Here is a 24,514-nt window from a genome sequence, read left to right as displayed (position 1 = left end):
GCTTAATCCTTCGTCACACGGTTGGCTTCTTCAAGACTGGTCACTCCCTCAATAACCTTGAGAAGTGCCGATTGCCTGAGGTTTCGGAAACCTTCCGCCTGAGCCTGCTTTGCAATTTTGATGGAGCTGGCCTCTTCCATAATCATGCTTGCCAACTCGTCGGTAATCTTGACCACCTCGTAAATACCAACGCGGCCTTTATATCCACCATTGCATTTATCACAGCCCTTGGGGCGGTACAACGTGAAGCCTGTATCAATTTGTTCTTGTGTGAACCCTTCCTTCAAAAGCACGTCTTTGGGTACATCCGCGGGTTGTTTGCAGCTACTGCAGAGTCGCCGGCCCAGTCGTTGGGCAATAATCAAACTTACCGATGTGGCTATGTTAAACGCGGGCACTCCCATATTCATCATACGCGTGAGTGTCTCGGCTGCACTGTTCGTGTGTAGCGTGGAAAGTACCAGGTGACCGGTTTGCGCGGCTTTGATGGCAATGTTGGCGGTTTCGAGATCCCGGATCTCACCCACCATGATGACGTCCGGGTCTTGGCGTAGGAAGGCGCGCAGTGCCTCGGCAAAGCCGAGCCCTACTCGGTTGTTTACGTTTACCTGATTAATGCCTTCCAGGTTGATCTCTGCCGGATCTTCCGCTGTGGAAATGTTGATGCCCGGGGTGTTCAGAATGTTCAACCCGGTATAAAGCGATACGGTTTTACCGGACCCTGTCGGCCCTGTGACCAGGATCATGCCCTGAGGTTGGGCCAAGGCGTCCATATACAGCTTTTTCTGATCCTCCTCGTAGCCCAGCACATCAATGCCGAGCTTCGCCTGGCTTGGGTCCAGAATCCGCAAAACGATCTTTTCGCCCCAAAGTGTTGGCAGGGTATTTACCCGGAAATCGATAGCCTTGGTTTTGGATAGCTTCATCTTTATACGGCCATCCTGAGGAACCCTTCGCTCAGAAATGTCGAGCTGGGCCATAATCTTTACACGGGCAGAGATCTTGGGAGCCAACTTGATGGAGGGGCGAGAAACCTCTTTCAATATGCCATCGGTCCGGTAACGCACACGGTAGATCTTTTCATAGGGCTCAAAGTGAATATCTGAAGCCCCGCCTCGAATTGCGTCCAGCAACATCTTGTTCACATATTTAACGATGGGTGCATCATCAACGTCCGTGGCAGATACCGAGCCGTCATCGTCCTCGCCTTCACCGCCCTCTGTTTCGACGCCTTCCAGGTCTGCATCGTCCAGGTCGCCCATTGTCGTGTCTTGGGACTCCAGGTACTTGTCAATAGCAGTGCGGAGTTTTGAGTCATCTACAAGAATCGCATCGGTGCTCAGGCCGGTGTTGAACTTGATCTCATCCAGAGCCTGAATATTCGTCGGGTCTGAAACTGCTATAAAAAGTCTGTTGCCCCTTTTATAGAGCGGGAGAGCGTTATGTTTGCGAACCAGTTTTTCGTCGACCACTTTCTCCGGCATCATTTCCGGAAGAAAGGAATCCAGGTCCAGCACCGAAACACCAAATTCCATGGCTGCGGAGAATGCGAGCTTGGAACTATCGGCAAGTTGATTCTGGGTCAGGTAGGTAATCAGTGGAATTCGGTTCTGAGACGCCTGGATAAATGCGTCTTTTGCGGTTTCTTCATCCAGAAGGCCGTCGTCCACAAAACGACGGGCGAGGCCCGTCAAAGTCACGTTTCGGTTGCTGTTCGCCATAAATGCTCTGAGAAAAGTCGTCTAAGTGGCTGAATCGCGTGTTTATGCTCAGAGAGTTTAGATGTGTACTGGTCTTTTGGAAAGTGAAGCTGGCCTCAGACTTGACGTTTCTCATAGACCTGTAGCGTTCGTGGCCTTGTCGAAAAAGGCGTGCTCGAGTGACAAAAAACGTCACTCTTAGACTGCTGGTGACCGTCACGGTTAGTCATATGAACCTGTGATCTGTTTCACGAAGATTTTCAACTTGTTGTTAAACCGAATTGTTTGGCAGTTTTCTTGAGTTTGGCATGATGAATGCATGGATTATCCCAAGCTCAGTGCGGTGAGGTGGCAAAGCTCCATCGCCCCGGAGCTGAAAAAGCGAAACGACAATCCTAGAGGTCGATAAAATGCAAAAGATTCAAGTGAACAAGGGTCAGCAGGGCTTTACTCTGATTGAACTGATGATCGTCGTGGCTATCATTGGTATTTTGGCTGCTGTAGCGATTCCGGCGTATCAGGATTACACCGTTCGGGCGCGAGTAACTGAAGGTCTTAACTTGGCTAGTGCTGCGAAGACTAACGTGTCTGAAATCGCTTCCATTGGTAGGGATTCGGCCACTGGCTACGCGGCAGGATGGACAGCGCCAAGTGCTACGGATAACGTTGCTAATATGGTCATTGCCCCAGACACTGGCGAAATTACCATCACTTACACTGCTAGGGCAGGCAATGGCACCCTTACGCTGGTTCCCTACACTGGAGGTGCCGCGGCGCCAGCAGCATTGCCAGATGCAACTGCGGCCTTTACTCCGCCCAATGATGGTATCTCTTGGCGCTGTAGAGCTGCCGGTTCTGCATTCGCGGTAGGTAATGCTGGTACTTTGGAAGCAAAGTTCGCCCCTGCGGAATGTCGCTAAGTAGTACAATGGATCAGGGACAGGCACTAGCCTGACCCGACACCCAAAGGCCCGGCGGTTTCGACCCTGGGCCTTGACTGATCTTGGACAGGCACTAGCTTGACCAGGCCCCCAAAGGCCCGGAGGTTTCGCCCCCGGGCCTTTGTCGTTTCTGGTTTTCGGTTTGCTGCGTCTATTTCGGCGTTATGGCAAAACAGCGGCGGCATTCCACCGTGAATGCTGGAAATCCGCCAATTTCAGGCGAGCGACGTTCTCGGCTGGCATGCCGATATAGGTATTTCAACAGGAAAGGGTGGGGACGTTAGGCTGCTCGACGCCGCCGTTCAGGATTCCGATAATCCTGATAACTGTCCTCGAACGCGGTCGCCCGGTGGCACCACCGTTCCGGCTCCAGGTTCAGCCGTTCCAGAATCGGGAGCGCCTTCTCATCAATTGCACCCCGTTTGTCGCTTCGGCTGATCCGCCCAGTGCAATCTACCAGTTCCAGGTAATCTTCAAAGCTGAACAGGATGCCTCGCTGGAAGCCGTTTCGAATCACGCCTTCAAAACCCAGTAGCGGTTTTAACGGCACCGAAAACTCATTCAGCGCCTGCTGTTCCGTTTGTCGTGCAATAGCTTCCGCCAGATCAAAGGTTGGGTGAATGCGTTCTTTATTGCTTGTGTGGTCGGAAGTCTCCGGTTTTTCTGCCATGGCAGCGCGGATTGGGTTCAGATCAATGTAGACCATGCAGGAGAGAAGGGCCTCCTCGGTATCCAGAGCCTGGGATTTGAATCTACTCTCCCAGAAATGGCCCGTGCACTCATCTTCCCGGTTGGCCTGCCTCGCAATTGGCTCATTAAGGCATTTCATAAACCAGCTCAAATCCGCCAACCGCTGCCGGAAGGTTTCCGCGTATTCCTCCACTCGCCCAGTTGATCATGGACAGGCACTAGCTTACTAGCTTGTCTCCACAAAATTGATGCCCAAGAACCATGCGCATATACTGAGTAGAACATTTCTCGAGAGGGCAACACCATGCAAACTGCCGAAACTACAAAGTCCATACGTAAACCAACGAATCTATCGCTGGATAGCACTCTTCTCAAAGAGGCAAAATCCCTTGGAATCAATGTCTCTCGGTCTGCAGAAGCAGGAATTGCGGAAGCGGTTAAACTCCATAAGCGGAGCAAATGGCTTAACGAGAATGCTGAAGCGCTTGAAAGCTCGAACGCTTATGTTGAAGCCAACGGCTTGCCTCTTGCACGGCATCGCCAGTTCTGATGTCTCGTTTCGATATCTTTGAAAATAAAAACGGGGCGGGATATCTGCTGGACGTTCAGTCAGACCTTCTCAGTGGCTTGAACACACGAGTAGTTGTGCCGTTACTGCCCAAATCGTCGGCGCCATTCCCTGCTCAGAGGCTGAATCCTGTGTTTAGCATCAACGGCCTGGAAGTCGTCATGGCGACTCAATATATGGCGGCTGTGCCGGAAAGCGAATTGCGTTTTTGCTCCGGTAGCCTTGCTGAGCAGCAAGATGACATTGCCGCAGCACTGGATATGCTGCTTTTGGGCTTTTAGGGGGGATCATGGGCAGGCGCTAGTGTCCCGTCTGGCTAATTCCTTAATCTACTGCTTGCCTCTGAGGACTCTGACCAAGGCGCCAGTCTGCAGATGTGGTGGTTCCACATCAAGGACTGGCAACACAGGGCTCAGAGTCCTCAGAGACAAGCCCTCCGGGAGCTTCTGAAAAACCGAAGAACGTCGTTCTGCTGGCTCGATTTGGAACCACCAAACCTTCACCAGCACGCCTAGCTCTTCGGTTTTTCAGAAGCTCAGTAGGTTAAGGAATTAGCCAGACGGGACACTAGCTATCGCAAACTCAGCTTTTTACGCCCGCTATGGTAAATTTGCAGTCTTGAAAACAACTGAAAGTTGCAACGCCAACCGGAGCCGAAATGCCCACCGCCACAGACAGCCACTGGTCAATGTCACCCAACCCCGAAAAAGCACTTATGCTTGCACAACGTGCGGTGTCGGTATTTGTTTACGATGCAGTGCGCCTGGAGGGCATCAACTTTACGTTACCGGAGGTACAAACCCTGCTGCAGGGTGTCACAGTGGGTGGGCATCGGCTGAGCGATCAGCAAATCGCCGTTAATCAGGGCGAGGCCTGGAAGCTGCTCTTTCAAATGATCCGGGAAGGGAGCTTCAGTTTATCGGCCGATTGCGCCATGGCTCTGCATGCGGTTGCTGCAAGGGAAGAAACATTGGAGTGGGGCTGCTTTCGCAGTGGCTCCGTACTCATTGCCGGCACTGATTACGAGCCACCGGCGGCTAGTGAGTTACCGGAACGTTTTGACCGCATGATCGATGAACTACAACACATGGATGATGTTTACGATCAGGCTGTCCACCTGTTCCTAACCATGGCCCGTTGCCAGTTTTTCTACGATGTGAACAAGCGCATGGGGCGTTTTATGATGAACGGCCACCTGCTGAGCAACGGCTATCCGGCCGTCAATATCCCGGCTTCAAGCCAGCTCGAGTTCAATGAACTTATGCTCCGATTCTACGAGTCTGGCGACCAGCGTGAAATGAATGCATTTGTGCGTAGCTGCATGGACGAACGGGTCGTTCGTATTATGAAAGAAGAGTAAACGGGTCAGACCAGCAGTACATTTCGGCGGTTATTCATGGACAGGCACAGGTTATTCATGGACAGGCACAAGCCTGGGCAATTCATGGACAGGCACAAGCCTGATCGGAGCTTCTCTCATTTGCTGCAGGTCTGATCATCGTCCAGCCAAATACTCCGCCAAAGCTTCAATCTCCCCCTCTGACAAAATCCCAGCCACCCCAATCATCGGCGTACTGTGCTTGGTGGGGTCCATCTCCTTGAACCGCCTCAACGCAATCCCGAGATACTCGGCAGGCTGCCCAGCCAGGCGGGGCATATCTTGGAAACCTTGCGCGTTTTCACCGTGACAACCCGCGCATTGCGCAGCAAACAGCTTCTCGCCAGCGTCAGCCTTGGTGGGGTCGCCGCCAGTGCGGGGCTTTGCCGTTTGCTGGCTGTAATAAACCGCAATATTGATTCGCTCCTCCAATGACAGTGTTTTCGCTAGTTTGGACATCACGTAGTCCTCACGGGTACCGTTGCGGAATTTCTCGAACTGGTTGAACAGGTAGAGCGGGTGTTGGGCGGCCAGGTTGGGTATGTATTCGCGCTTGCTGTTGCCGTCCTCACCGTGACAATAGCCACAGAAGCGGATGCGCTCGTGACCGGCCTCGTAGCTGGCCTGGCGCTTGGTGTCATCGGCCATGATGGCGTTCAGTTGTGACATTGCATCGTCGGCAGGGCTGGCTGAAACCATTTGAGAGGCCGCAAGGCCGACGACGATCATCAGTTTCCTCAAGTGCGAACTACCCAGCATAAGCCACCTACTTCTTCGGAAAGGCCAAAGAATAGTCTGCTGCCCCGGTTGTGGTCTTGCCAAAGATCAAAAATTCGGAATTCAGGGCTTCGCATCGTCAAATGTTTAAAACAAGCGAGATCGTGACTACGCTTGTTAGCAGGCGCTCACCATGCGGAGCATCGCTATCTTCTTTAACAGCAATGGATAAGGAGAACAGTATGCATAGCAAGAAACAGGGGTTATCCCTTGTCACAACGTCCGCTGCTTTGATTCTGGCGGCTTCACAGGTAGTCGCAGAGCCAAAGCTTGAGGTGGAAATGTTTGAAGCCGGCGTGGAAGGCCGCGGGGATTCCATCGGCACGGTTACACTCACCGCTTACGATCAGGGCGTACTTATTGAGTCTGATATCACTGGTCTTTCGCCCGGAGTTCACGGCTTTCATCTCCATGAAAACGCGGACTGCAGCCCGGTAGAAAAAGACGGAAAAACAACGCCTGCAGGGGCCGCCGGTGGACACTACGACCCAAAAAACACCGGGAAGCATAAAGGCCCGTTCGATAAATCCGGACATCTTGGCGACCTGCCAAGGTTGCACGTTGGCCAGGAGGGAGAAAACGCCCAGACCAATATTGCGCCGCGGCTGCAGCTGAGCGATTTTAAAGGCCGGGCCCTGGTGATTCATGGTGGGGGAGACAATTACTCGGATTCACCCCAGCCTCTTGGGGGTGGCGGTGCCCGGGTGGCCTGCGGTGTTGTAGCGGGTTAAAACCTTCATCAGGCCCCGGTGATCACCACTGACCGGGGTCAATTCCTCCCTCCACAGCACTCCCATCACTGGAAAATTACGTTAAGCTTTGTCTATCGCCAACCAGACAAGGACTTACGCGCCTATGAAACTCCGCTTCCTCGGTGGTACAGGCACCGTCACCGGCTCCCGCTATCTGCTTTCCGACGACAATCACCGCATGCTGGTGGATTGTGGCATGTACCAGGGCGTGAAAACCCTGCGCCGCCGAAACTGGGCCAAGTTTCCGGTAGATCCTTCAACTATCGATGCGGTGGTGCTTACCCACGCGCACATTGACCATTCCGGCTACCTTCCTGCGTTGGTCAAGAACGGGTTTAAAGGCAAGATCTACTGCACCAAAGCCACTCATGAGCTCTGCAAAGTACTGCTGCCCGATGCCGGGTTCCTGCAGGAAGAGGATGCCAAGTACGCCTTCCGGAAAAAGTTCTCAAAGCACGAAAAACCGGAACCTCTGTTTACCGAAAAAGACGCCTGGGAAGCCCTGAAGCACTTTGAATCCCTGCACTACCACGAGAAATTCGAGCCGGTGAAGGGCTTTGAGGTTCAGTTCACTCCGGCCGGGCATATCCTGGGTTCCTCCTGCGTTCACGTTACGCACAAGAGTTCATCCCGAACCGTGGTATTCAGTGGCGATGTCGGGCGCCAGGACGACATCATCATGCGCCCGCCAGAGCCCATCAGCCATGCGGATGTGCTCGTGTGCGAATCCACCTACGGCGACCGCACCCATGGCGAAACCGATCCTGAAAAAGATCTGGAGCAGATCATCACCAAAACCGCAGGCCGTGGCGGAATCGTGTTGATGCCGGCATTTGCCGTGGGCCGGGCCCAGATGTTGTTGTACGTTGTGCACAAACTGATGGGGCAGGGGCGAATTCCCAAACTTCCGGTGTATCTCAACAGCCCCATGGCCATCAAAGCCACGGAAATTTTCTGCAAACATCACAAAGAGCACAAGCTTAACGGCGCCCAGTGCGAGCTGATCGACGACAAAACAGAGTTCGTTCGCACCGTCGAGGAATCCATTGAGCTGGATGCCGTGAGATATCCCTGCGTGATCATCTCAGCCAGTGGAATGGCCTCGGGCGGCCGGGTGTTGCACCATCTTAAAACCCTGCTGCCAAATCCCAGAAACAGCGTTGTCTTTGCGGGCTTCCAGGCACCTGGCACACGCGGCGATGTCTTGGTGCATGGCGCCGAATCGGTCAAGATTCACGGTGAGTACTGGCCGGTGAAAGCAGAGATCCATAACATGGATTCCATGAGTGCTCATGGCGACTATCGGGAAATCCTGCACTGGCTGGAGCAAGGTACTCTGAAGCCCGAAAAGGTGTACGTGACTCACGGCGAAGCGGTGGCCAGTGATACCATGCGCAAGCGCATCTCGGAAAAGTTCGGATGGGATGCCGAGGTACCGGATTTGTTCGAAGAGGTAGAGATCTGATGCACTACAGCTCCATACTGCCAGATGTGATCAAAATCGCTGATGAAGCCAGCGAAAAAGTGCTGCATATCTACCAGTCTGATTTCAAGGTGAATTATAAGGAAGATCACTCACCCATCACCGCTGCGGACATCGCCAGCCACGACATCATTGTCAAGGGCCTGCGCCAAATCAGCCGGGACATTCCCGTACTCTCGGAAGAGGGCGCGGAGATTCCCTGGGAAGAGCGGAAAAAATGGCGCCGGTTCTGGCTGATTGATCCCATCGACGGCACCAAGGATTTTACCCAGCGCACGGGCGAATTCACCGTTAACATCGCCATGATTGAAGACGGCGAGCCCGTAATGGGCGTGGTCACCGCTCCAGCCCTGAAAGAAGCTTTCTGGGGTATCAAGGGTGAAGGTGCTCACATGCGGGACCGTACCGGCATGGTGCACCGCATACGGGTGGCAGAACCCAAAGACACGTTGCGCGTGGTCGCCAGCAAAAACCACCTGAATGAAGAAACCCGCGCCTTTATTGAGACCCTGGGATCGCACGAAACCGTCCAGGCTGGCAGCTCCCTGAAATTCTGCAGAATTGCCGAAGGGCATGCTGATATTTATCCACGAATGGGCCCAACCAGCGAGTGGGATACCGCAGCCGCCCACGCGGTGCTCGTCGCCGCAGGGGGGAAGGTGCAAACGCCGGAGGGCCACCCCTTGGTTTACGGAAAAGAAAACATACTGAACCCCAATTTCATTGCCGCGGGAAACTGGTATTTCTAACCCATGACCTGGTACGCACTACAACACAAGCCGGCTCAGGGCGACCGGGCGGTCCAGCACCTGCAGAATCAGGGCATCGCCTGCTTCTACCCGAAAATCGAGGTGGAGAAGATCAAGGCAGGTAAACGCACCAAAAAGCTGGAGCCACTGTTTCCTGGTTATGTATTTGTGAACCTGGAGCAAAGCGACCCGATGTGGGCTAAGCTCCGGTCCACTCGCGGTGTGCTGCGCATAGTCAGCTTCGCCAACCGGCCGGCACCGATTGACGGCGAAGTGATTACTTACATTAAAAGTAGCATGGATAAGGTGGCAGAGCAGGGCGGCATCAAGCCCGGTCAGGCCATAGAGCTGGATGATGGCCCGTTTAAAGGTATTAGCGCAATTTTCCAGGCTTATGATGGTGAGGAGCGGGCAATTGTGCTGATTTCCTTTATGCAGAAGCAGCAGCAGGTAAAGGTGCCTGTTTCCGTCATCAGAGCTTGAAAGCGGTCTGACGACGTGTTGAAAATGTGACCGAATTGGTTGCGCTTTCTAATGTTTAACAAATGTTTACTGCCAGGGCACCCGAATTACCCAAGTGTCAGACTTTTTGTCACTTGCTTGTCATAGCGCTTGCCGTAGAATCGTCATGCTTTTGAAATACTTCATTCATTCCCTGACAAGGAAGCTGTTGGGAACTTCTCTCCCGTTGTAGCCGTTCTATCCTTGTCGTTAGAAAATCAATTCCTATGACCTTAAAACACTGGGCCCTGGTCGGTGGGGCGGTAGCGTGCCAGAAAGCTTCATGAACGACTTTTCAAGAACCAAGTTTCACCCGCATCAGCTTGCGAGTGTCCGGTTATCCAGGCCTCAGCATGAGTACCCACTGGCCCCGATGACCAGGGCCCCCATCAAGTTTATTTTCTGGGGGCAGTGGGCTGTAGCAACCTTTATCCAGGTGGGCCTGCTGTTGGTTTTAACCCTGGATAAATCCGGTGACGTTCCTTCTACCTACCGCGTCCTGGCAGTGCTCTCCTCCCTGCTTGCAATTCCTTTATACGCTGTCTATCGGGCATTCAGCACCCGCAATGGCTATCTCGCTGGCATTGCTAGATTGGCAGCGGCCTGGGCTACCCTTGCGGCCATTTTGGTGTTTATTGGCTTTATCACAAAAACCAGCGAAACCTACTCACGGGAAGTCGTGCTCCAATGGATCGTTGGTGGCTTTTTGCTACAAGCTATTGCCTTTATGCCGCTCCACAACCTTGCCCGGCGAGTAGAAACCAAGCTGGGATCGGCCAGCACCTGCGTGGTGATTGGTTCAGGCCAGTTGGCCTATAACCTGGCCAGTAAACTCCGATACGAGCGTAGCGAAGACATGGTTGGCCTGGTGGTGCTTGACGATGCACAGGACGACGAGCTTGAAGAAACAAGCTACTTCCCAACGCTCGGTTACGTAAGCCAGTTGCGCGATATTATCCGCACGAATCAGGTGGCCCGTGTCTATATTGCGTTACCGGCAAGGGAGACGGATCAGATAGAGGGCCTCTACGTCGACTTGTTGGATGCCAGTGTAGACGTCGTCTGGGTGCCGGATTTCGCCAACCTGAAACTGCTGAATCACAGTATTCACAATCTGGGCGGAATGCCGGCCATACACTTGAACGAAAGCCCGCTCACCGCGTACCCAGGCAGTGCGCTCATGAAGTCGTTCATGGACAAGTCATTGGCACTGTTGGGCATTATCTTGCTCAGCCCGGTGCTCCTGGCGTGCGCCATTGCCGTTAAGCATTCCTCCCCGGGCCCGGTACTTTTCCGCCAGGAGCGTCATGGCTGGAATGGCAACATCATTGAAGTATTGAAGTTCCGTTCCATGAAGGTCCATAACGATGCGCAGGTAAAACAGGCGCAGAAGCAAGACCCACGTGTTACCCCCATCGGCCGTTTCCTGCGCCGATCCTCCCTCGATGAACTCCCGCAGTTATTCAATGTGCTGAAGGGCGATATGTCCTTGGTAGGCCCCAGGCCACATGCTGTTGCCCACAACGATTACTACTCCGACAAGATTCTCGCCTACATGGCCCGCCACAGAATCAAGCCTGGTATCACGGGGCTGGCCCAGATCAGCGGCTACCGCGGCGAAACCGAAACATTGGACAAGATGCAAAAGCGCGTTGAGCTGGATCTGGAATATATCAACCACTGGAGCTTGTGGTTGGATATCAAGATTCTGATTAAAACCCCTCTGACTCTTCTCTCCAAAAACATCTACTGAAACGATAGGGCCCGGAATGCCTGTATCCCGACGCAGACAATTGATCACCGCCGGAGTAATGCTTGCGGCTTCAACGGCAATAAACGCGGCCCCCTGGCTTGAGCCAGGGGACGCCCGAGCACGGCACTCGCTGCAAAAACTGGCCGACCGAGGGCATTACGACAAAGGCGTAACGACATGGCCTGTGATGTGGGCAGATATCGATAGCGGCGTAAGCAATTCGATTGCCGCAGACGCTGGCGCCGTTAGCTCCCAGGCAGCGTATCTGAATTTCGAACGGGAACAGTTGGGTAGCCCGGGAGCAAGATTTGAAATTCAAGCTTCCGGCAGTACGGAAGCCACATCAATTCGTGGATTTGCCAGTCAGCCAAAGGAGAAAGGTGAGCTCTCGGTTAATCTGCAGTGGCAGGGCGAATATGTCGCGCTGGGAGTCAAGCCCAGTGTGGTGGCCAATGCCTCCGACGATGAAACCCTCAGATTAGACGGCTCATATCTCGCAGCCACCCCGGGCAACTGGGTGGTGGGCGCTGGTGCCATTGAGCGATGGTGGGGGCCCGGATGGCAATCCGCCATGGTACTCTCCACCAATGCCCGGCCTATGCCAGCGGTTTGGCTGAACCGAAAAGACACCTCGGCGCCGGAATCCGATTGGCTGAATTGGATTGGGCCCTGGAATCTCACAGTCTTCGCCGGCCAGATGGAAGAGGAAAGAATCGTTTCCGATATTCGGCTGGTAGGTATGCGCCTCAACCTGCGCCCGATTCAGGGCCTGGATCTTGGTTTTACGCGGGCCATCATGTTTGGAGGAGAAGGCTACCCCGGTGGATTCTCCACCTTCTGGGATGCGTTCATCGGCAAAGATAACTCCTACGACGGCTCCGATCCCGGCAACCAGATCGGCGCAATCGACATCCGCTACGGTTTCCCGGTGGGGGAACAATCCATGAGTGTTTACATGGAGATGATGGGCGAAGACGAGGCCGGATACATCCCGTCACGGAAATCCTGGTTGTTTGGAGTCGACTGGACCAGTCAGCTCCTGGGCGCAGACCAGCAATGGTTCTTCGAATTCACCAATACGCTTGCAGACGACATAGTGGGCGACGCCATTCCAAACTACGCCTACAGTCATTTTCGCTATAAAACCGGTTACCAATACTACGGACGTAATATGGGATCCACCTTCGATGGAGATGCCGAAGCGCTTACGGCCGGCTTGTTTCATTTCCTGCCCGATGGTAGTAACGTCTCGCTGGCATTGACCTACGCAGACCTCAATAACGATGGAGGTAACCGCGTGTCACAGCCAGATAACGATATTTTCTACTTCGCCCCGGACGGCGCCCAGAAAGTGGCCATTGTCAAAGCCGGGTACGGAACCGAAGTGTTAAAAGGTTGGTTGGACCTTAACCTGCAAGCTACCGATAAAAAAATCGAGCTTTTAGGTGGTGAACAAGACCAGTGGACCGCCAGTGCAAGCTGGACCTACAGATTCTAAAACTTCGCGACACAAACTCAGAACCGGAATAACGTAACCGTGAACCTGAAAAAACGCCTGCTCACCCTCGTACTGTTGCTGCCCATGGTGGCTGCTGCCCAGTCGATTACGCCTGCCCAGATTGAACAGTTTAAAAGCTTGCCCAAAGCCCAACAGGAGGCACTTGCGAGGCAATACGGCGTAGACCTGAACGCACTGACTGGCGGGAACGCGGCATCCAGCCGTCCTCAACCGGTGCAAGTAGTAGAACCGGTGAATCAGATTACCGATCAGGAGCGCGACAAGGCGCTCGCAGAACAGGCAGAAGAGCAAAAAACGGCGGACAAGAACAATGGCCTTAAGCCCTTCGGCTATGACCTGTTCGCTGGAGACCCCAGCACCTTTGCTCCGGTAACGGAGATTCCGGTACCTGCAGACTATACGATGGGTCCTGGAGATGTGCTGCGCATTCAACTCTGGGGCAAAGAAAACCAGAACCTTGAGCTTCCCGTAAGCCGGGATGGCACCATCAGCTTTCCGGATTCCGGCCCCCTGAGTGTGGCCGGGCTGAGTTTTGATGAGGCTCGGGAGCAAATCAGAACGCGGGTTTCAGAACAGTACATTGGGGTACAGGCCAGTGTTTCACTGGGCGAACTGCGCAGCATGAGAGTTTTTGTGCTCGGAGAGGCAAGAAACCCGGGTTCGTACACGGTTAGCTCTCTCTCTACCATCACCAATGCGTTGTATGTCTCTGGCGGTATCAAACAAACCGGCTCCCTCAGAAACGTGCAGCACAAGCGCGATGGTAAGTTATTAGGCACTCTGGATTTGTACGAGCTGCTGCTCAAAGGTGATAGCCGCAACGACAACCGCCTGCAGGCAGGGGATGTTATTTTCATCCCGTCAGTGGGAAAACGCGTCGGCATTGAGGGCGAAGTCTACCGGCCAGCGCTTTATGAGCTGGATGGTGAAAACTCGCTGGCACAATTGATCAGTATGGCTGGCGGCCTCACGCCTCAGGCCTACCCGCAACGCATTAACATAGAGCGCACAAACGAAGACTTTTTGCGCATCATCGCAGAGGCCGATTACACCAGCCATAATGGCAGAAAAGCCCCGATCCAGGCCGGTGACAGAATCACCATTCCTTCCATAGCAGACATTACCGGCCAGTATGTAGAAGTTCAGGGCGCGGCAGCGAGAACCGGCAAATTTGCCTGGATTCCTGGCATGCGTGTCAGCTCCCTGATCAAGAATCTGGACGCAGAGCTGCTTCCGGTGGCCGACAAACAATACGCTGCGGTTGTACGCACAGATCCTGAAAATGACACTATTTCTGTACTGAACCTGCAGCTAAGGGAAGCCGTGCGTAACCCTGGTGGCCAGCAGGATCTCCAGCTGCAAGAAAAAGACCGGTTGCTGTTTTTCTCAGACGCGGGAAAAGTTGATATCGAAAGCGAAGCCGATCTGGCGAATCAACCGGAGAGCAAAGCAAAAGCCGACGAAGTGCCTGCCAGTGATACCTTCACTCGCGAAAAACTATTTGAACCTGTGATCCAGCGCCTGAAGGCCCAGGCCAGCCCGACCCGGCCGCAGCAAACCATTGCGATCAGTGGTCCGGTGCGATACCCCGGTGAGTACCCCCTGCCTGCTACCCAAAGGCTGGAAGATGCCATTTTTGTGGCCGGTGGCCTGAAAGACTCGGCGTCGCTCTACCAAGCCGAAATAGCCCGCTACACCGTAGATGAGAACGGCGTGGGCCAAACGCACATTCTTAACGTGAACCTGACGGATGCCATGGCAGGTAGAAGCAATATCGAATTGCAAAGCCGCGACAGGGTACTGATCAAGTCCATTCCTGAGTTTGCCAAAACGCGCACCATTGAACTCAAAGGAGAAGTCCGTTACCCGGGTATCTACACCTTCCGTGATGGCGAAACACTCAAAGACGTGCTCCAACGCGCCGGTGGTTTGACAGAGAATGCATTCCCTCGCGGAGCCGTATTTACACGAGAAAAACTGCGTCAATTGGAAGCTCAGCGCCTGCGCGAAGCCGAAGAGCGCCTGCAGGGCGATTTACTAAGCGTACAACTAGAGGGTGACAACTTTGGCGGCCAAACCTCGCAGCGTATCCAGCAGGTTGAAGGCCTCTTGGAGGATGTCCAGAACAGCCGCCCGGTTGGGCGAATGGTGATTGATCTTGCGGCTGTTTTAAGCGATGAAGACTATCAGCCGATTCGCCTGCAAGACGGCGATAGCCTGACCATACCCACGATTCCCCAAGCGGTTTCTGTCTTCGGGGAAGTTCAATTCCCCACCAGTCATCTGCACCAACAAGGCCTGACCGTGGATGACTACCTCGAACGTTCCGGTGGTCCCACCCGGCAAGCAGATGAAGACCGAGTTTATGTGGTCAAAGCCGATGGCTCCGTTATGCTCCCAGAGCGCAGCCGGTGGTTTGGCGGCCGAAGCCAGCAGTTGCAACCGGGCGATACCATCATCATGCCGATTGATGTAGACCGCCTGAATCAGCTCGAACTCTGGACCAACGTCAGCCAGATCGTTTACCAGATGGCGCTGGGCGCTGCGGCAGTAGGAAACCTCTGATGAACGAAACAGCGCCACAACCGACTTATTACCCAGACGATGAAATCGACCTGAGGGAACTGTTCGCCACTCTGTGGCGAGGCAAATGGATGATAATTCTGACGACAGTTGTGTTCGCGGCTGCAGGCGTTGGCTACGCGCTTTACAAACCCAATATCTACCAGTCCAGCGTGTTGGTGGCTCCAGCCCAGGAAGAGGGCGGTGGCCTCAGCGGCCTGGCTAGTCAATTTGGAGGTTTGGCGAGCCTTGCTGGTATCAATCTGGGTGGCGGAAGCTCAAACCAGACCGTTATTGCCAAAGAGGTGCTGCAGTCGCGCGCCTTCCTTACTGATTTTTTCCATCGCCATGATATGGAAATTCCGTTAATGGCCGTGGAAGGTTGGAATAAGAAGACTGGAGACTGGGTGTACGACCGGGACAAGTACAATCCCGAAACGGGCGAATGGCTGCCCGACAGCGATGGTGAGAGCCATAAACCTACCGATTGGGACATGGTAGAAACCTTCCGGGAAGACCACTTCAGTGTTGGCGAAGCCAAAGACACCGGCATGATTACGGTGAGCGTGAAGCACTACTCCCCGATTCTGGCAAAGGAGTGGGCGGAAAAGCTGGTGCAAGATATCAACGAGCACATGCGCAAGCAGGATGTGGAAGAAGCCGAAGCCCGGATAGCGTACCTCGAGCAAAAACTGGACGAAACCAACATCGCGGGCATGCAGCAAGTGTTCTACCAGCTCATCGAGAATGAAACCCGCACAGTGATGTTGGCCAATGCCCAGAAAGAGTATGTATTCAAAACGGTAGACCCCGCGGTTGTGGCGGAGGAAAAGGCCGAACCGAAGCGGGCGCTGATCTGCGTAATAGCAACGCTTCTGGGTGGCATGCTCGGGGTATTTATTGTGTTTATCAGAGCCTTTATCAGAGGTTCCGATGGTGAGAGCTCTAGCCAAAGCAATACCGGCGATACAACCGCGTAATGAAGCACCTGGTCATCAGGCTCACCAACCTCGGGCTGCGGGGCACTACCTTAGTCAGCAAATTTCTGCTCATTTTCATGCTGGCGAGGTTTTTGGAGCCCGCCGAGCTGGGCTTATATGGCCTGCTGACGGTTACCATCAGTTATGCGCTCTATTTTCTGGGCTTTGATTTCTACATCTTTACCACCCGTGAGATCCTGAAAACAGAGCCGGAAAACCGAGGCCAGCTGCTTAAGAGTCAGGTTGCTCTCAGTCTAATCTTGTACGCGGTATTCTTGCCGCTTACTTTCGGCTTGTTCGCCCTGGAATTGCTCCCTTGGTGGTTGCTTCCCTGGTTTCTGGTCATTCTGGTATTGGAGCATATAACTCAGGAACTTAACCGCCTTCTGGTGGCGCTGCAACGGCAACTCGTCGCTAGTTGGGTTTTGTTCTTCCGCGCCGGCGCCTGGTGTGTTGCAGTGGTCGCAGTTATGTTCCTCAATGAGCCCAGCCAGGAACTGCCAACCGTACTTACCGGTTGGATAGCCGGCAGCAGTATCGGGATGTTGATTGGTGTTGCCGTGTTATGGCGAATACCGATGGGTGGATGGCTTAAAAGCGTAGATTGGGGGTGGCTGAAAAAAGGCCTGAAGATTGCGATTCCCATGCTGATTGCCACACTTGCATTGCGTGGCATCTACACCGTGGATCGGTACTGGTTTGAAGCCCTCGCAGGGCTGGATGTGCTCGGGGCGTACGTGCTTTTTATTGGTATGTGCATGGCGTTGCTGGGCTTTATGGATGCGGGCGTGTTTACTTTCCTATACCCGGCTATGATCGCCGCCCATGCCAACAACAATGCCGCAGAGTTCCGGAAAAAGTACCACCAGTTGGCCTGGCAGACGGTAGTCCTTACTGCGCTGTTCTCTGTGTGCGCCTGGCTGGCGGCCATGCCGTTGCTGCAGTGGCTGGATAAACCGCTTTATCTTGAACGTATTGATCTGTTTGCTTGGTTGCTGCTCTCCACTGGGCTTTTTGTGGTGGGAATGATTCCGCATTACGGTTTGTACGCCAGAGGCCAAGACAAAGCGCTGATTGTGGCTCATATCGCAGGATTCTTGGTTTTCCTGGCCAGTACTGCTGCCCTGGCGCCGATAGCCGGAGAACTGGCAGTGCCTTTTGGGCTGATATCCGCCTTCGCATTTATGCTGGCCTGGAAAACCTTCCAGTTCTACCGATTAACACCCGCCGACTGGCGGTGATACCATTCATCTTTACCGTAAAATCCAGAGAAAGTGACTATGCTCGAAAATTCCACCATCCTCGTCACCGGCGGCACCGGCTCCTTCGGCCACAAATTCATTCCAATGACCCTGGAAAAGTACAACCCCAGGAAAATCATCGTGTTTTCCCGGGATGAAATGAAGCAGTGGGAGATGGCCAAGCTGTTCCAGGGTGACGACCGCCTGCGATTTTTTATTGGTGATGTCCGCGACAGAGACCGATTGTATCGTGCGCTGGATGGTGTGGATTACGTGGTGCATGCAGCCGCCACAAAAATTGTACCCACCGCCGAGTACAACCCGTTCGAGTGTGTAAAAACCAACATACACGGCGCCATGAACCTGATCGATGCCGCCATCGATAAAGGCATCAAGGGCGTTGTGGCTCTCTCCACCGATAAAGCCAGCAGCCCAATCAATCTGTACGGTGCCACCAAACTGGCGTCCGACAAGCTGTTTGTTGCAGGTAACTCCTACGCGGGTGGCCACCAAACCAAGTTCTCCGTGGTACGGTATGGCAACGTAATGGGGTCGCGCGGCTCAGTTATCCCGTTTTTTATGTCTATCAAAGACAAAGGCGTACTGCCCATTACCGACCCGCGCATGACTCGTTTCATGATCAGCCTGGAGCAGGGCGTTGAGTTGGTATGGCATGCCTTTGAAGACATGGTGGGCGGCGAAATCTACGTGAAGAAAATTCCGTCTATGAAAGTGACGGATCTGGCCCGAGTTGTTGCTCCAGAAGCCAAGCAGGAAATCGTAGGCATCCGCCCGGGCGAGAAGCTGCATGAGCAGATGATTGGCGCCGAGGATTCTTACTTCACCTACGAGTACCCCGAGCATTTCAAAATTCTGCCTAACATCAATGATTGGGGAACCTGCAAAGAGCGCATCAAAGACGGCAAGCCGGTGCCTGAAGGCTTTGTGTACGCCAGTGATAACAACACCGAATGGATGACAGACGAAGAACTGCAATCCTGGATTGACCGCCACAACAGCGAAATTGGCAAGATCTGACCATGATTCCTTACGGTAAGCAGGATATTAACCAGGCAGATATCGATGCGGTGCTGCAGGTGCTTAAGTCGGACTTCCTGACTCAGGGCCCGATGGTGCCGAGATTCGAGCAGTCTGTAGCCCAGCATGTCGGCGCTAACCACGCTTTGGCAGTTAACAGTGCCACTTCAGCGTTGCACATTGCCTGCCTGGCATTGGGCCTGGGGGAGGGCGACTGGCTATGGACCACGCCTGTTACCTTTGTGGCCTCCGCTAACTGCGGGTTGTATTGTGGTGCGAAGGTCGATTTTGTGGATATCGACCCCCAAACCTACAACCTGTGCCCGGTTGCGCTAAAGAAAAAGCTTGAACAGGCAAAGCAGGAAGACCGTTTGCCGAAAGTGGTGGTGGCGGTTCACTTGTGCGGCCAGCCCTGCAACATGGAAGCGATTGGTACTCTCGCAAAAGAGTACGGCTTCAAGGTGATCGAAGATGCCTCCCATGCGATTGGCGGCAAATACCAGGGCGAGTTTATCGGCAACGGCCGATATAGCGATATCACTGTGTTCAGTTTCCATCCGGTCAAGATTGTGACCACTGCTGAAGGCGGTATGGCGGTAACGAACGATGCTGAGTTAGCGGATAAGATGAACCTGCTGCGCAGCCACGGCATTACCCGAGACCCAGCCTTGATGACCCATGAACCTGATGGGCCCTGGTATTACCAGCAAGTGGATCTGGGCTTTAATTACCGGATGACAGAATTGCAGGCGGCGCTGGGTGGAAGCCAGATGCAGCGGCTGGATGCGTTTGTGGCTCGCAGGCACGAGTTGGCAGAAAGGTATAACCACCTGCTGGCGGATTTACCCGTCGTGCTGCCTTGGCAACACCCGGACAGTTACTCAGGCCTGCACCTTTATGTGGTCCGTTTGAAGTTAGACTGCATCTCCCTTACGCACAGAGAAGTCTTTGAATCTCTGAGGGCACAGGGCATTGGTGTCAACCTGCACTACATTCCCGTGCACACGCAGCCGTACTACGAAGCGATGGGTTTTGAACCGGAGAGTTTTCCGCAGTCTATGGCCTACTATCGGGAGGCCATCAGCCTGCCGATGTTCCAAGGCCTGACGGACGATCAGCAAGACGAAGTGGTTGCGTCGCTTCGCAAGGCGTTGGCGGTACAACGACCATGACAACAGTTGCCATTATCCCCGCCCGCGGCGGCAGCAAGCGAATTCCACGCAAAAACATTAAAGAGTTCTGCGGCAAACCGATGATTGCCTGGTCTATTGATGCCGCGCTGGAAAGTGGCTGTTTTGACCGGGTGATCGTGTCGACGGACGATGAGGAAATTGCTGCGGTTGCCTGGCAACACGGGGCCGAAACCCCCTTTATGCGCCCGGCCCAACTCTCAGACGACTACACCGGAACCATCCCCGTCATTCGGCATGCGGTTGAATGGCTGGCCGACAATGGCTGCGCGGTGTCACAAGCCTGCTGTATCTACGCGACCGCCCCATTTGTGTCTCCTGAAGATCTGAAGCGGGGCCAGCAATTGCTGGAAAGCGAAGCCTGCAGCTATGCCTTTTCGGTAACCAGCTACGCCTTCCCCATCCAGCGTGCCATTCGCATCACCGGTGGCGGGCGAGTAGCCATGTTTCATCCGGAACACTTCGGAGCTCGATCCCAGGATCTTGAAGAAGCCTGGCACGACGCCGGCCAGTTCTATTGGGGAACGGCCCAAGCCTGGACGCAAGAGCGCCCCATCTTCTCAGAGGATGCGGCCCCCGTAACGCTACCGAGGCACCGGGTTCAGGATATCGATACCCCGGAGGACTGGGTACGAGCCGAGTGGCTGTTTAAAGCCATGCAAGAGCAGGGCGCCCAATAATGCGGATCGCCTTCCGGGCAGATGCCTCCGTTCAAATCGGCACCGGCCACGTTATGCGCTGCCTTACCCTGGCGGACGCGCTGCGTGCTCAGGGGCATGAATGCCTCTTTATATGCCGGGATCACCCGGGAAACCTATCCGAATTGATCGCCCGGCGCGGGTTTGAGCTCCATCTGCTGAGTCAGGAGACGGAAGCCTTGCACAGTAATGGTAGCGAAGATGCAGCTACCCCCGAGCACGCCCAGTGGTTGGGGGTGCAGTGGCAGCAGGATGCAGCGCAAACGCTTAACGCACTTAACGGCAAAAAAACAGATTGGTTGGTGGTAGATCACTACGCCCTGGATGTGAATTGGGAGCGCCGCGTAGCCGCTCAGGTGAACAACATCATGGTGATCGATGACCTTGCAGACCGGCCCCATCAATGCCAATTGCTGTTAGATCAAAACCTGGGCAGAGAGGCTCAGGACTATGATGGCTTGATTCCAGAAGCCTGTACCCGCCTCATCGGCCCTCACTACGCACTTCTAAGGCCGGAATTTGCCGAACTTCGGGAAGCCAGCCTCGAGCGTAGGAAAACTCCTAAACTCGAACGCATCTTGATTACACTGGGTGGTGTGGACCAGAACAACGTAACCGGCCAAGTGTTGGATGCACTAGCGCAGAGCTCATTGCCACCGGAAACTGAGCTGGACATAGTGATGGGGGCATCAGCTCCGGCCCTTGAAGCGGTTCGCCAGCAATCGGAAGCATTGCCGTTCCGGAGCAGCGTAAGCGTGAATGTTTCGGACATGGCCCAACGCATGTGCAAGGCAGATCTCTGCATTGGTGCCGCCGGAAGCACTTCGTGGGAACGTTGTTGTTTAGGATTGCCAACCGTAACGATGGTCTTGGCTGAAAACCAGAAAGAAGCGGCAGAGGCAATGGCGAGGCAAGGTGCATCATTTGTTATTAAGAACACTGAACACTTGCAGGCAGAGTTAGAGCGTTTGTTAACTGCCAATCAATTCATGGATAACCTGGTCGCCATGAGTATGGCTGGTGCTTCGTTAGTGGATGGATTGGGGTGCCAGCGAGTGATAAATCATTTAGGAACCGACTGACAAGGGCATAAAACAATGACTGAGCTTCCGGCCCAATTTGGCACAATTAGACTAATACAGGATTCTGAACTGGAATTGATGCTTGCGTGGCGTAACGAGCCGTCTGTCAGAGAGAACATGTATACCACACATGAAATATCACTCGGCGAGCATCAGGCGTGGTGGGCTAAAGTTAAAGAGTCTGACGTTCATAAATACTTCATCTATGAGCAAGACAAGCAGGCATTGGGCGTGGTCGGTTTTACAGGCATTGACCAAGCAAACGGGAATTCATCCTGGGCCTTTTACGCTTCGCCCAGCGCACCCAGAGGAACTGGCAGCAGGATGGAGTTATTGGCGTTGAATTATGCTTTTGATGAGCTAAAACTCCATAAACTTTGCTGTGAAGTGCTTGCCTTCAACACGCCTGTGATCAAACTGCATGAAAAGTTCGGGTTCAAAGTGGAAGGTATCCTGCGAGATCAATACAAGCGGGACGACAAATATGTTGATATCTACCGGCTTGGCCTCTTGGCGGACGAATGGGCGGAGCAACGCCCTAAGATGCAAGAGAAACTTATTCGTTTAATTGGGGGCTGAATATGTCAAAGGAAATCAGCATCGCTGGCCGTAAGATTGGGCGGAACCATCCTCCCTACATAATTGCCGAACTCTCCGCTAACCATAACGGAAAGCTCGAGACGGCCATGCGCATTATTGAAGAAGCGAAAAAAGCAGGGGCAGATGCCGTAAAGCTTCAAACCTATCGGCCTGATACGATTACGCTGAATTCTGATGCCGAGGAGTTTCGAATCAAGGGTGGATTGTGGGATGGCCGCACTCTATATGAGCTATATGAAGAGGCTCATATGCCGTGGGAGTGGCACAAGCCCTTATTTGACCATGCCCACCAAGTTGGTATCCCGATCTTTAGCTCCCCCTTCGACAATACCGCCGTTGATTTACTTGAAGATTTGAACGCACCGGCATACAAGATAGCCTCGTTTGAAGCCGTAGACCTGCCGCTAATTCGTTACGTTGCATCTACTGGCAAGCCTATGATTATTTCAACGGGTATGGCCGATGCAGAAGAGATTGCAGAAGCGATCGCCGCAGCGCGCGATGGCGGTTGCCAGCAGTTGGCGATTTTGCATTGTGTGAGTGGATATCCTGCACCGGCTGAAGATTACAACCTGCGAACCATTCCGGACATGATTGAGCGCTTCGGCCTGATTACCGGACTGTCCGACCACACCATTGATAACACAACGGCCATCGCAAGTGTTGTGCTCGGTGCTTCGCTGATTGAAAAGCATTTTACGCTGGACAGGAATGGCGGTGGTCCTGATGACAGCTTTTCACTAGAGCCGGCAGACCTCGCAGCGCTCTGTCGAGACACGAAGACAGCATGGAAGGCGTTAGGAAACGTTGATTATGGCCAAAAATCCAGTGAACAAGGAAATGTCCAATTTAGGCGTTCATTGTACTTTGTCAAAAATCTGAGTGCAGGTGATATAGTTACGGAAGATTGTATACGCAGTGTAAGACCTGGTTATGGATTGCAACCAAAGTACTATGATTTGATACTCGGAAAACCAGTAAATCAACCCGTAAAAAAAGATTCACCAGTATTAAGGGGTGTCTTGGATCTTTAGAGGGATACTTTTATCTCAGGAGTTGCTAGACGAAGTCGTTAGATTTCAGTCTGAGATATTAATTATAAAGCCTAACCTTATTCTCGTTTCAGGGTGTTGAAGTGTTATAAAATTTATTTTGCGCTGGGCTAGGATTGACTTCAGTCTGCATAAAGTTCAATTGTTGTAATAAGTAAATTGATTTAAAAATCATTTGTTTCCTGTTTTGGGATAGATTTGAAAACCATAAATCTCGTTGTTGGCTTTACTCCATATCATGCGCTATTTTCAGAAGGGTTCATTAATAATCTTGAAGGACCTGTGTTCTGTTATTTCACAAAAGAGTATCCAGGAAAGCCAAATTCTTGGAGAAAAATATCGCCCTTCAATAATAAAATTCTAAGTATGATCTTTTATTCTTTGAGGATATGGTCTTGGTTTTTGACGGGCCGCAAGATAAATCTTTATATCCCTCATATGTGTCATTTTGCAAGTAATTATCCCGCTAGGAGCAATCGATGTCACACGGTCAATATATATGAAGAGGGAATTGCCAATTATTATGATGCTGTGAGCGAACGCTGGGATATATCCCTTTCAAAGAAGATAATGTCCTGGTTAGTCGCTCTGCCTTTCAAGCCCTACTCGGGGCACATAACGGGTATAGATGTTTGCAGTGTGGCAAGTACTCTCTCTTCGCGACCTGGAAAGCTTGTTTTTAAGAGTAAATTGGGATGTTTGAAAAAAGTAAATATTCCTATTGAGTTTGGTCGACCTAAGCGATATTGCTCTGAGATTTTGTTTTTAGATCAACCTTTAAATATCGAATCAACAGAAAAGAGGGAGTACTTGGAGCATTGGCTTTCACAAAAAAAACCTAACCAAAAAGTCTATTATAAAGCCCATCACGATGCCAACGCCTCATATGCTGGTATGATCCAGTTGAGCGAAGAGTTACAGTCAATGCCTGCTGAACGGTTGTTATCTTTAACGAGCTTTGGCACCGTTGTAAGTTTCCATAGTTCTGCGTTAATAAATATTTCGAAGATTTTCCCTGATGTTAAATGCGTTTACTTGCCTTTGTGTACACTATCTATATCCGTGAATGGCGTTGAGATGGATATCTTTTCTTTCATGGAAGATCACGGCGTAAGACGATATCTGTGAATAATTTATGTAAGGTTAGAATGAGATTTTTTTCATTCTACGCATGTTTGTTTTTTTATTGGCTGATATTCTCAGTTATGTTGGCAGTGGGGGGTGTTTATTCTGATTCCGTCGCGTCGATAGCACCGTTGG

23 protein-coding genes are annotated in these 24,514 nt (G+C 52.8%); 20 read left to right on the top strand and 3 right to left on the bottom strand.

Annotated features, from left to right (window positions below):
- Positions 1–2: 2 nt before the first annotated feature.
- On the bottom strand, positions 3–1,721 hold the full coding sequence (gene pilB / locus ARC85_RS07640; RefSeq protein ID WP_286714677.1) for a type IV-A pilus assembly ATPase PilB: 1,719 nt from the start codon (positions 1,719–1,721) through the stop codon (positions 3–5).
- Positions 1,722–2,110: 389 nt separating this feature from the next.
- On the opposite strand from pilB, the gene ARC85_RS07635 reads away from it, so the two are divergent.
- The gene (locus ARC85_RS07635; protein ID WP_286714676.1) at positions 2,111–2,620 is read left to right on the top strand and encodes a pilin; all 510 of its coding nucleotides are present in this window, start codon (positions 2,111–2,113) and stop codon (positions 2,618–2,620) included.
- 301 nt (positions 2,621–2,921) lie between these two features.
- Here the strand turns inward: ARC85_RS07635 and ARC85_RS07630 are convergent, their stop codons facing one another.
- The gene (locus ARC85_RS07630; RefSeq protein WP_286714675.1) at positions 2,922–3,470 is read right to left on the bottom strand and encodes a hypothetical protein; all 549 of its coding nucleotides are present in this window, start codon (positions 3,468–3,470) and stop codon (positions 2,922–2,924) included.
- A 165-nt stretch (positions 3,471–3,635) separates the two neighbouring features.
- Here ARC85_RS07630 and ARC85_RS07625 point away from each other — a divergent pair, with 165 nt between their 5' ends.
- The 3 genes from ARC85_RS07625 (at position 3,636) to ARC85_RS07615 (ending at position 5,259) form a co-directional block, all read left to right on the top strand.
- Entirely contained in the window at positions 3,636–3,881 is a 246-nt protein-coding gene (locus ARC85_RS07625; protein ID WP_081698882.1) for a type II toxin-antitoxin system CcdA family antitoxin, read from the top strand.
- Positions 3,881–4,180 (top strand): CcdB family protein, encoded by a 300-nt coding sequence (locus ARC85_RS07620; RefSeq protein WP_023011844.1) that lies wholly within the window; start codon positions 3,881–3,883, stop codon positions 4,178–4,180. Before ARC85_RS07625 ends, ARC85_RS07620 begins: the two co-directional genes overlap by 1 nt.
- A 377-nt stretch (positions 4,181–4,557) precedes the next feature.
- Positions 4,558–5,259, top strand: a complete 702-nt coding sequence (locus ARC85_RS07615; protein ID WP_286714674.1) for a Fic family protein — start codon at positions 4,558–4,560, stop codon at positions 5,257–5,259.
- Between the two features lie 135 nt (positions 5,260–5,394).
- Here the strand turns inward: ARC85_RS07615 and ARC85_RS07610 are convergent, their stop codons facing one another.
- Positions 5,395–6,006, bottom strand: coding sequence for a c-type cytochrome (locus tag ARC85_RS07610; protein ID WP_224850105.1), 612 nt, complete (start codon positions 6,004–6,006; stop codon positions 5,395–5,397).
- 230 nt (positions 6,007–6,236) lie between these two features.
- Here ARC85_RS07610 and sodC point away from each other — a divergent pair, with 230 nt between their 5' ends.
- The 16 genes from sodC (at position 6,237) to ARC85_RS07530 (ending at position 24,382) form a co-directional block, all read left to right on the top strand.
- Complete coding sequence (gene sodC, locus ARC85_RS07605) at positions 6,237–6,785, top strand: superoxide dismutase [Cu-Zn] SodC (RefSeq protein ID WP_286714673.1); 549 nt, start codon at positions 6,237–6,239, stop codon at positions 6,783–6,785.
- 124 nt (positions 6,786–6,909) lie between these two features.
- The gene (locus tag ARC85_RS07600) at positions 6,910–8,271 is read left to right on the top strand and encodes an MBL fold metallo-hydrolase (protein WP_228223902.1); all 1,362 of its coding nucleotides are present in this window, start codon (positions 6,910–6,912) and stop codon (positions 8,269–8,271) included.
- Positions 8,271–9,038 (top strand): 3'(2'),5'-bisphosphate nucleotidase CysQ, encoded by a 768-nt coding sequence (cysQ, locus tag ARC85_RS07595; RefSeq protein WP_286714672.1) that lies wholly within the window; start codon positions 8,271–8,273, stop codon positions 9,036–9,038. Before ARC85_RS07600 ends, cysQ begins: the two co-directional genes overlap by 1 nt.
- Positions 9,039–9,041: 3 nt before the next feature.
- Entirely contained in the window at positions 9,042–9,521 is a 480-nt protein-coding gene (rfaH, locus tag ARC85_RS07590) for a transcription/translation regulatory transformer protein RfaH (RefSeq protein WP_286714671.1), read from the top strand.
- A 391-nt stretch (positions 9,522–9,912) separates the two neighbouring features.
- On the top strand, positions 9,913–11,292 hold the full coding sequence (locus tag ARC85_RS07585; protein ID WP_286714705.1) for an undecaprenyl-phosphate glucose phosphotransferase: 1,380 nt from the start codon (positions 9,913–9,915) through the stop codon (positions 11,290–11,292).
- A gap of 16 nt (positions 11,293–11,308) precedes the next feature.
- Positions 11,309–12,790 (top strand): capsule assembly Wzi family protein, encoded by a 1,482-nt coding sequence (locus ARC85_RS07580; protein WP_286714670.1) that lies wholly within the window; start codon positions 11,309–11,311, stop codon positions 12,788–12,790.
- A gap of 39 nt (positions 12,791–12,829) precedes the next feature.
- Positions 12,830–15,376, top strand: a complete 2,547-nt coding sequence (locus ARC85_RS07575; protein WP_286714669.1) for an SLBB domain-containing protein — start codon at positions 12,830–12,832, stop codon at positions 15,374–15,376.
- Complete coding sequence (locus ARC85_RS07570) at positions 15,376–16,353, top strand: Wzz/FepE/Etk N-terminal domain-containing protein (RefSeq protein WP_286714668.1); 978 nt, start codon at positions 15,376–15,378, stop codon at positions 16,351–16,353. The genes ARC85_RS07575 and ARC85_RS07570 overlap by 1 nt, the downstream gene beginning before the upstream one ends.
- Positions 16,353–17,594 (top strand): lipopolysaccharide biosynthesis protein, encoded by a 1,242-nt coding sequence (locus tag ARC85_RS07565; RefSeq protein ID WP_286714667.1) that lies wholly within the window; start codon positions 16,353–16,355, stop codon positions 17,592–17,594. The genes ARC85_RS07570 and ARC85_RS07565 overlap by 1 nt, the downstream gene beginning before the upstream one ends.
- A 39-nt stretch (positions 17,595–17,633) precedes the next feature.
- Positions 17,634–18,632, top strand: a complete 999-nt coding sequence (pseB, locus tag ARC85_RS07560) for a UDP-N-acetylglucosamine 4,6-dehydratase (inverting) (protein ID WP_286714666.1) — start codon at positions 17,634–17,636, stop codon at positions 18,630–18,632.
- Between the two features lie 2 nt (positions 18,633–18,634).
- Complete coding sequence (gene pseC / locus ARC85_RS07555; RefSeq protein ID WP_286714665.1) at positions 18,635–19,804, top strand: UDP-4-amino-4,6-dideoxy-N-acetyl-beta-L-altrosamine transaminase; 1,170 nt, start codon at positions 18,635–18,637, stop codon at positions 19,802–19,804.
- The gene (gene pseF, locus ARC85_RS07550; RefSeq protein WP_286714664.1) at positions 19,801–20,502 is read left to right on the top strand and encodes a pseudaminic acid cytidylyltransferase; all 702 of its coding nucleotides are present in this window, start codon (positions 19,801–19,803) and stop codon (positions 20,500–20,502) included. Before pseC ends, pseF begins: the two co-directional genes overlap by 4 nt.
- Positions 20,502–21,602 (top strand): UDP-2,4-diacetamido-2,4,6-trideoxy-beta-L-altropyranose hydrolase, encoded by a 1,101-nt coding sequence (pseG, locus tag ARC85_RS07545; protein ID WP_286714663.1) that lies wholly within the window; start codon positions 20,502–20,504, stop codon positions 21,600–21,602. Before pseF ends, pseG begins: the two co-directional genes overlap by 1 nt.
- A gap of 15 nt (positions 21,603–21,617) precedes the next feature.
- A complete protein-coding gene (gene pseH / locus ARC85_RS07540; protein ID WP_286714662.1) occupies positions 21,618–22,181 on the top strand; it encodes a UDP-4-amino-4,6-dideoxy-N-acetyl-beta-L-altrosamine N-acetyltransferase in 564 nt (187 codons plus the stop codon).
- A 2-nt stretch (positions 22,182–22,183) separates the two neighbouring features.
- On the top strand, positions 22,184–23,236 hold the full coding sequence (gene pseI, locus ARC85_RS07535; RefSeq protein ID WP_286714661.1) for a pseudaminic acid synthase: 1,053 nt from the start codon (positions 22,184–22,186) through the stop codon (positions 23,234–23,236).
- 216 nt (positions 23,237–23,452) lie between these two features.
- Positions 23,453–24,382 (top strand): polysialyltransferase family glycosyltransferase, encoded by a 930-nt coding sequence (locus tag ARC85_RS07530; protein WP_286714660.1) that lies wholly within the window; start codon positions 23,453–23,455, stop codon positions 24,380–24,382.
- Positions 24,383–24,514 lie beyond the last annotated feature (132 nt).

Origin of the sequence: Marinobacter sp. tcs-11, assembly GCF_002049515.1 — a bacterium.
Lineage (GTDB): Bacteria > Pseudomonadota > Gammaproteobacteria > Pseudomonadales > Oleiphilaceae > Marinobacter > Marinobacter nauticus.
This window is presented reverse-complemented; position numbering and strand designations above follow the sequence as displayed.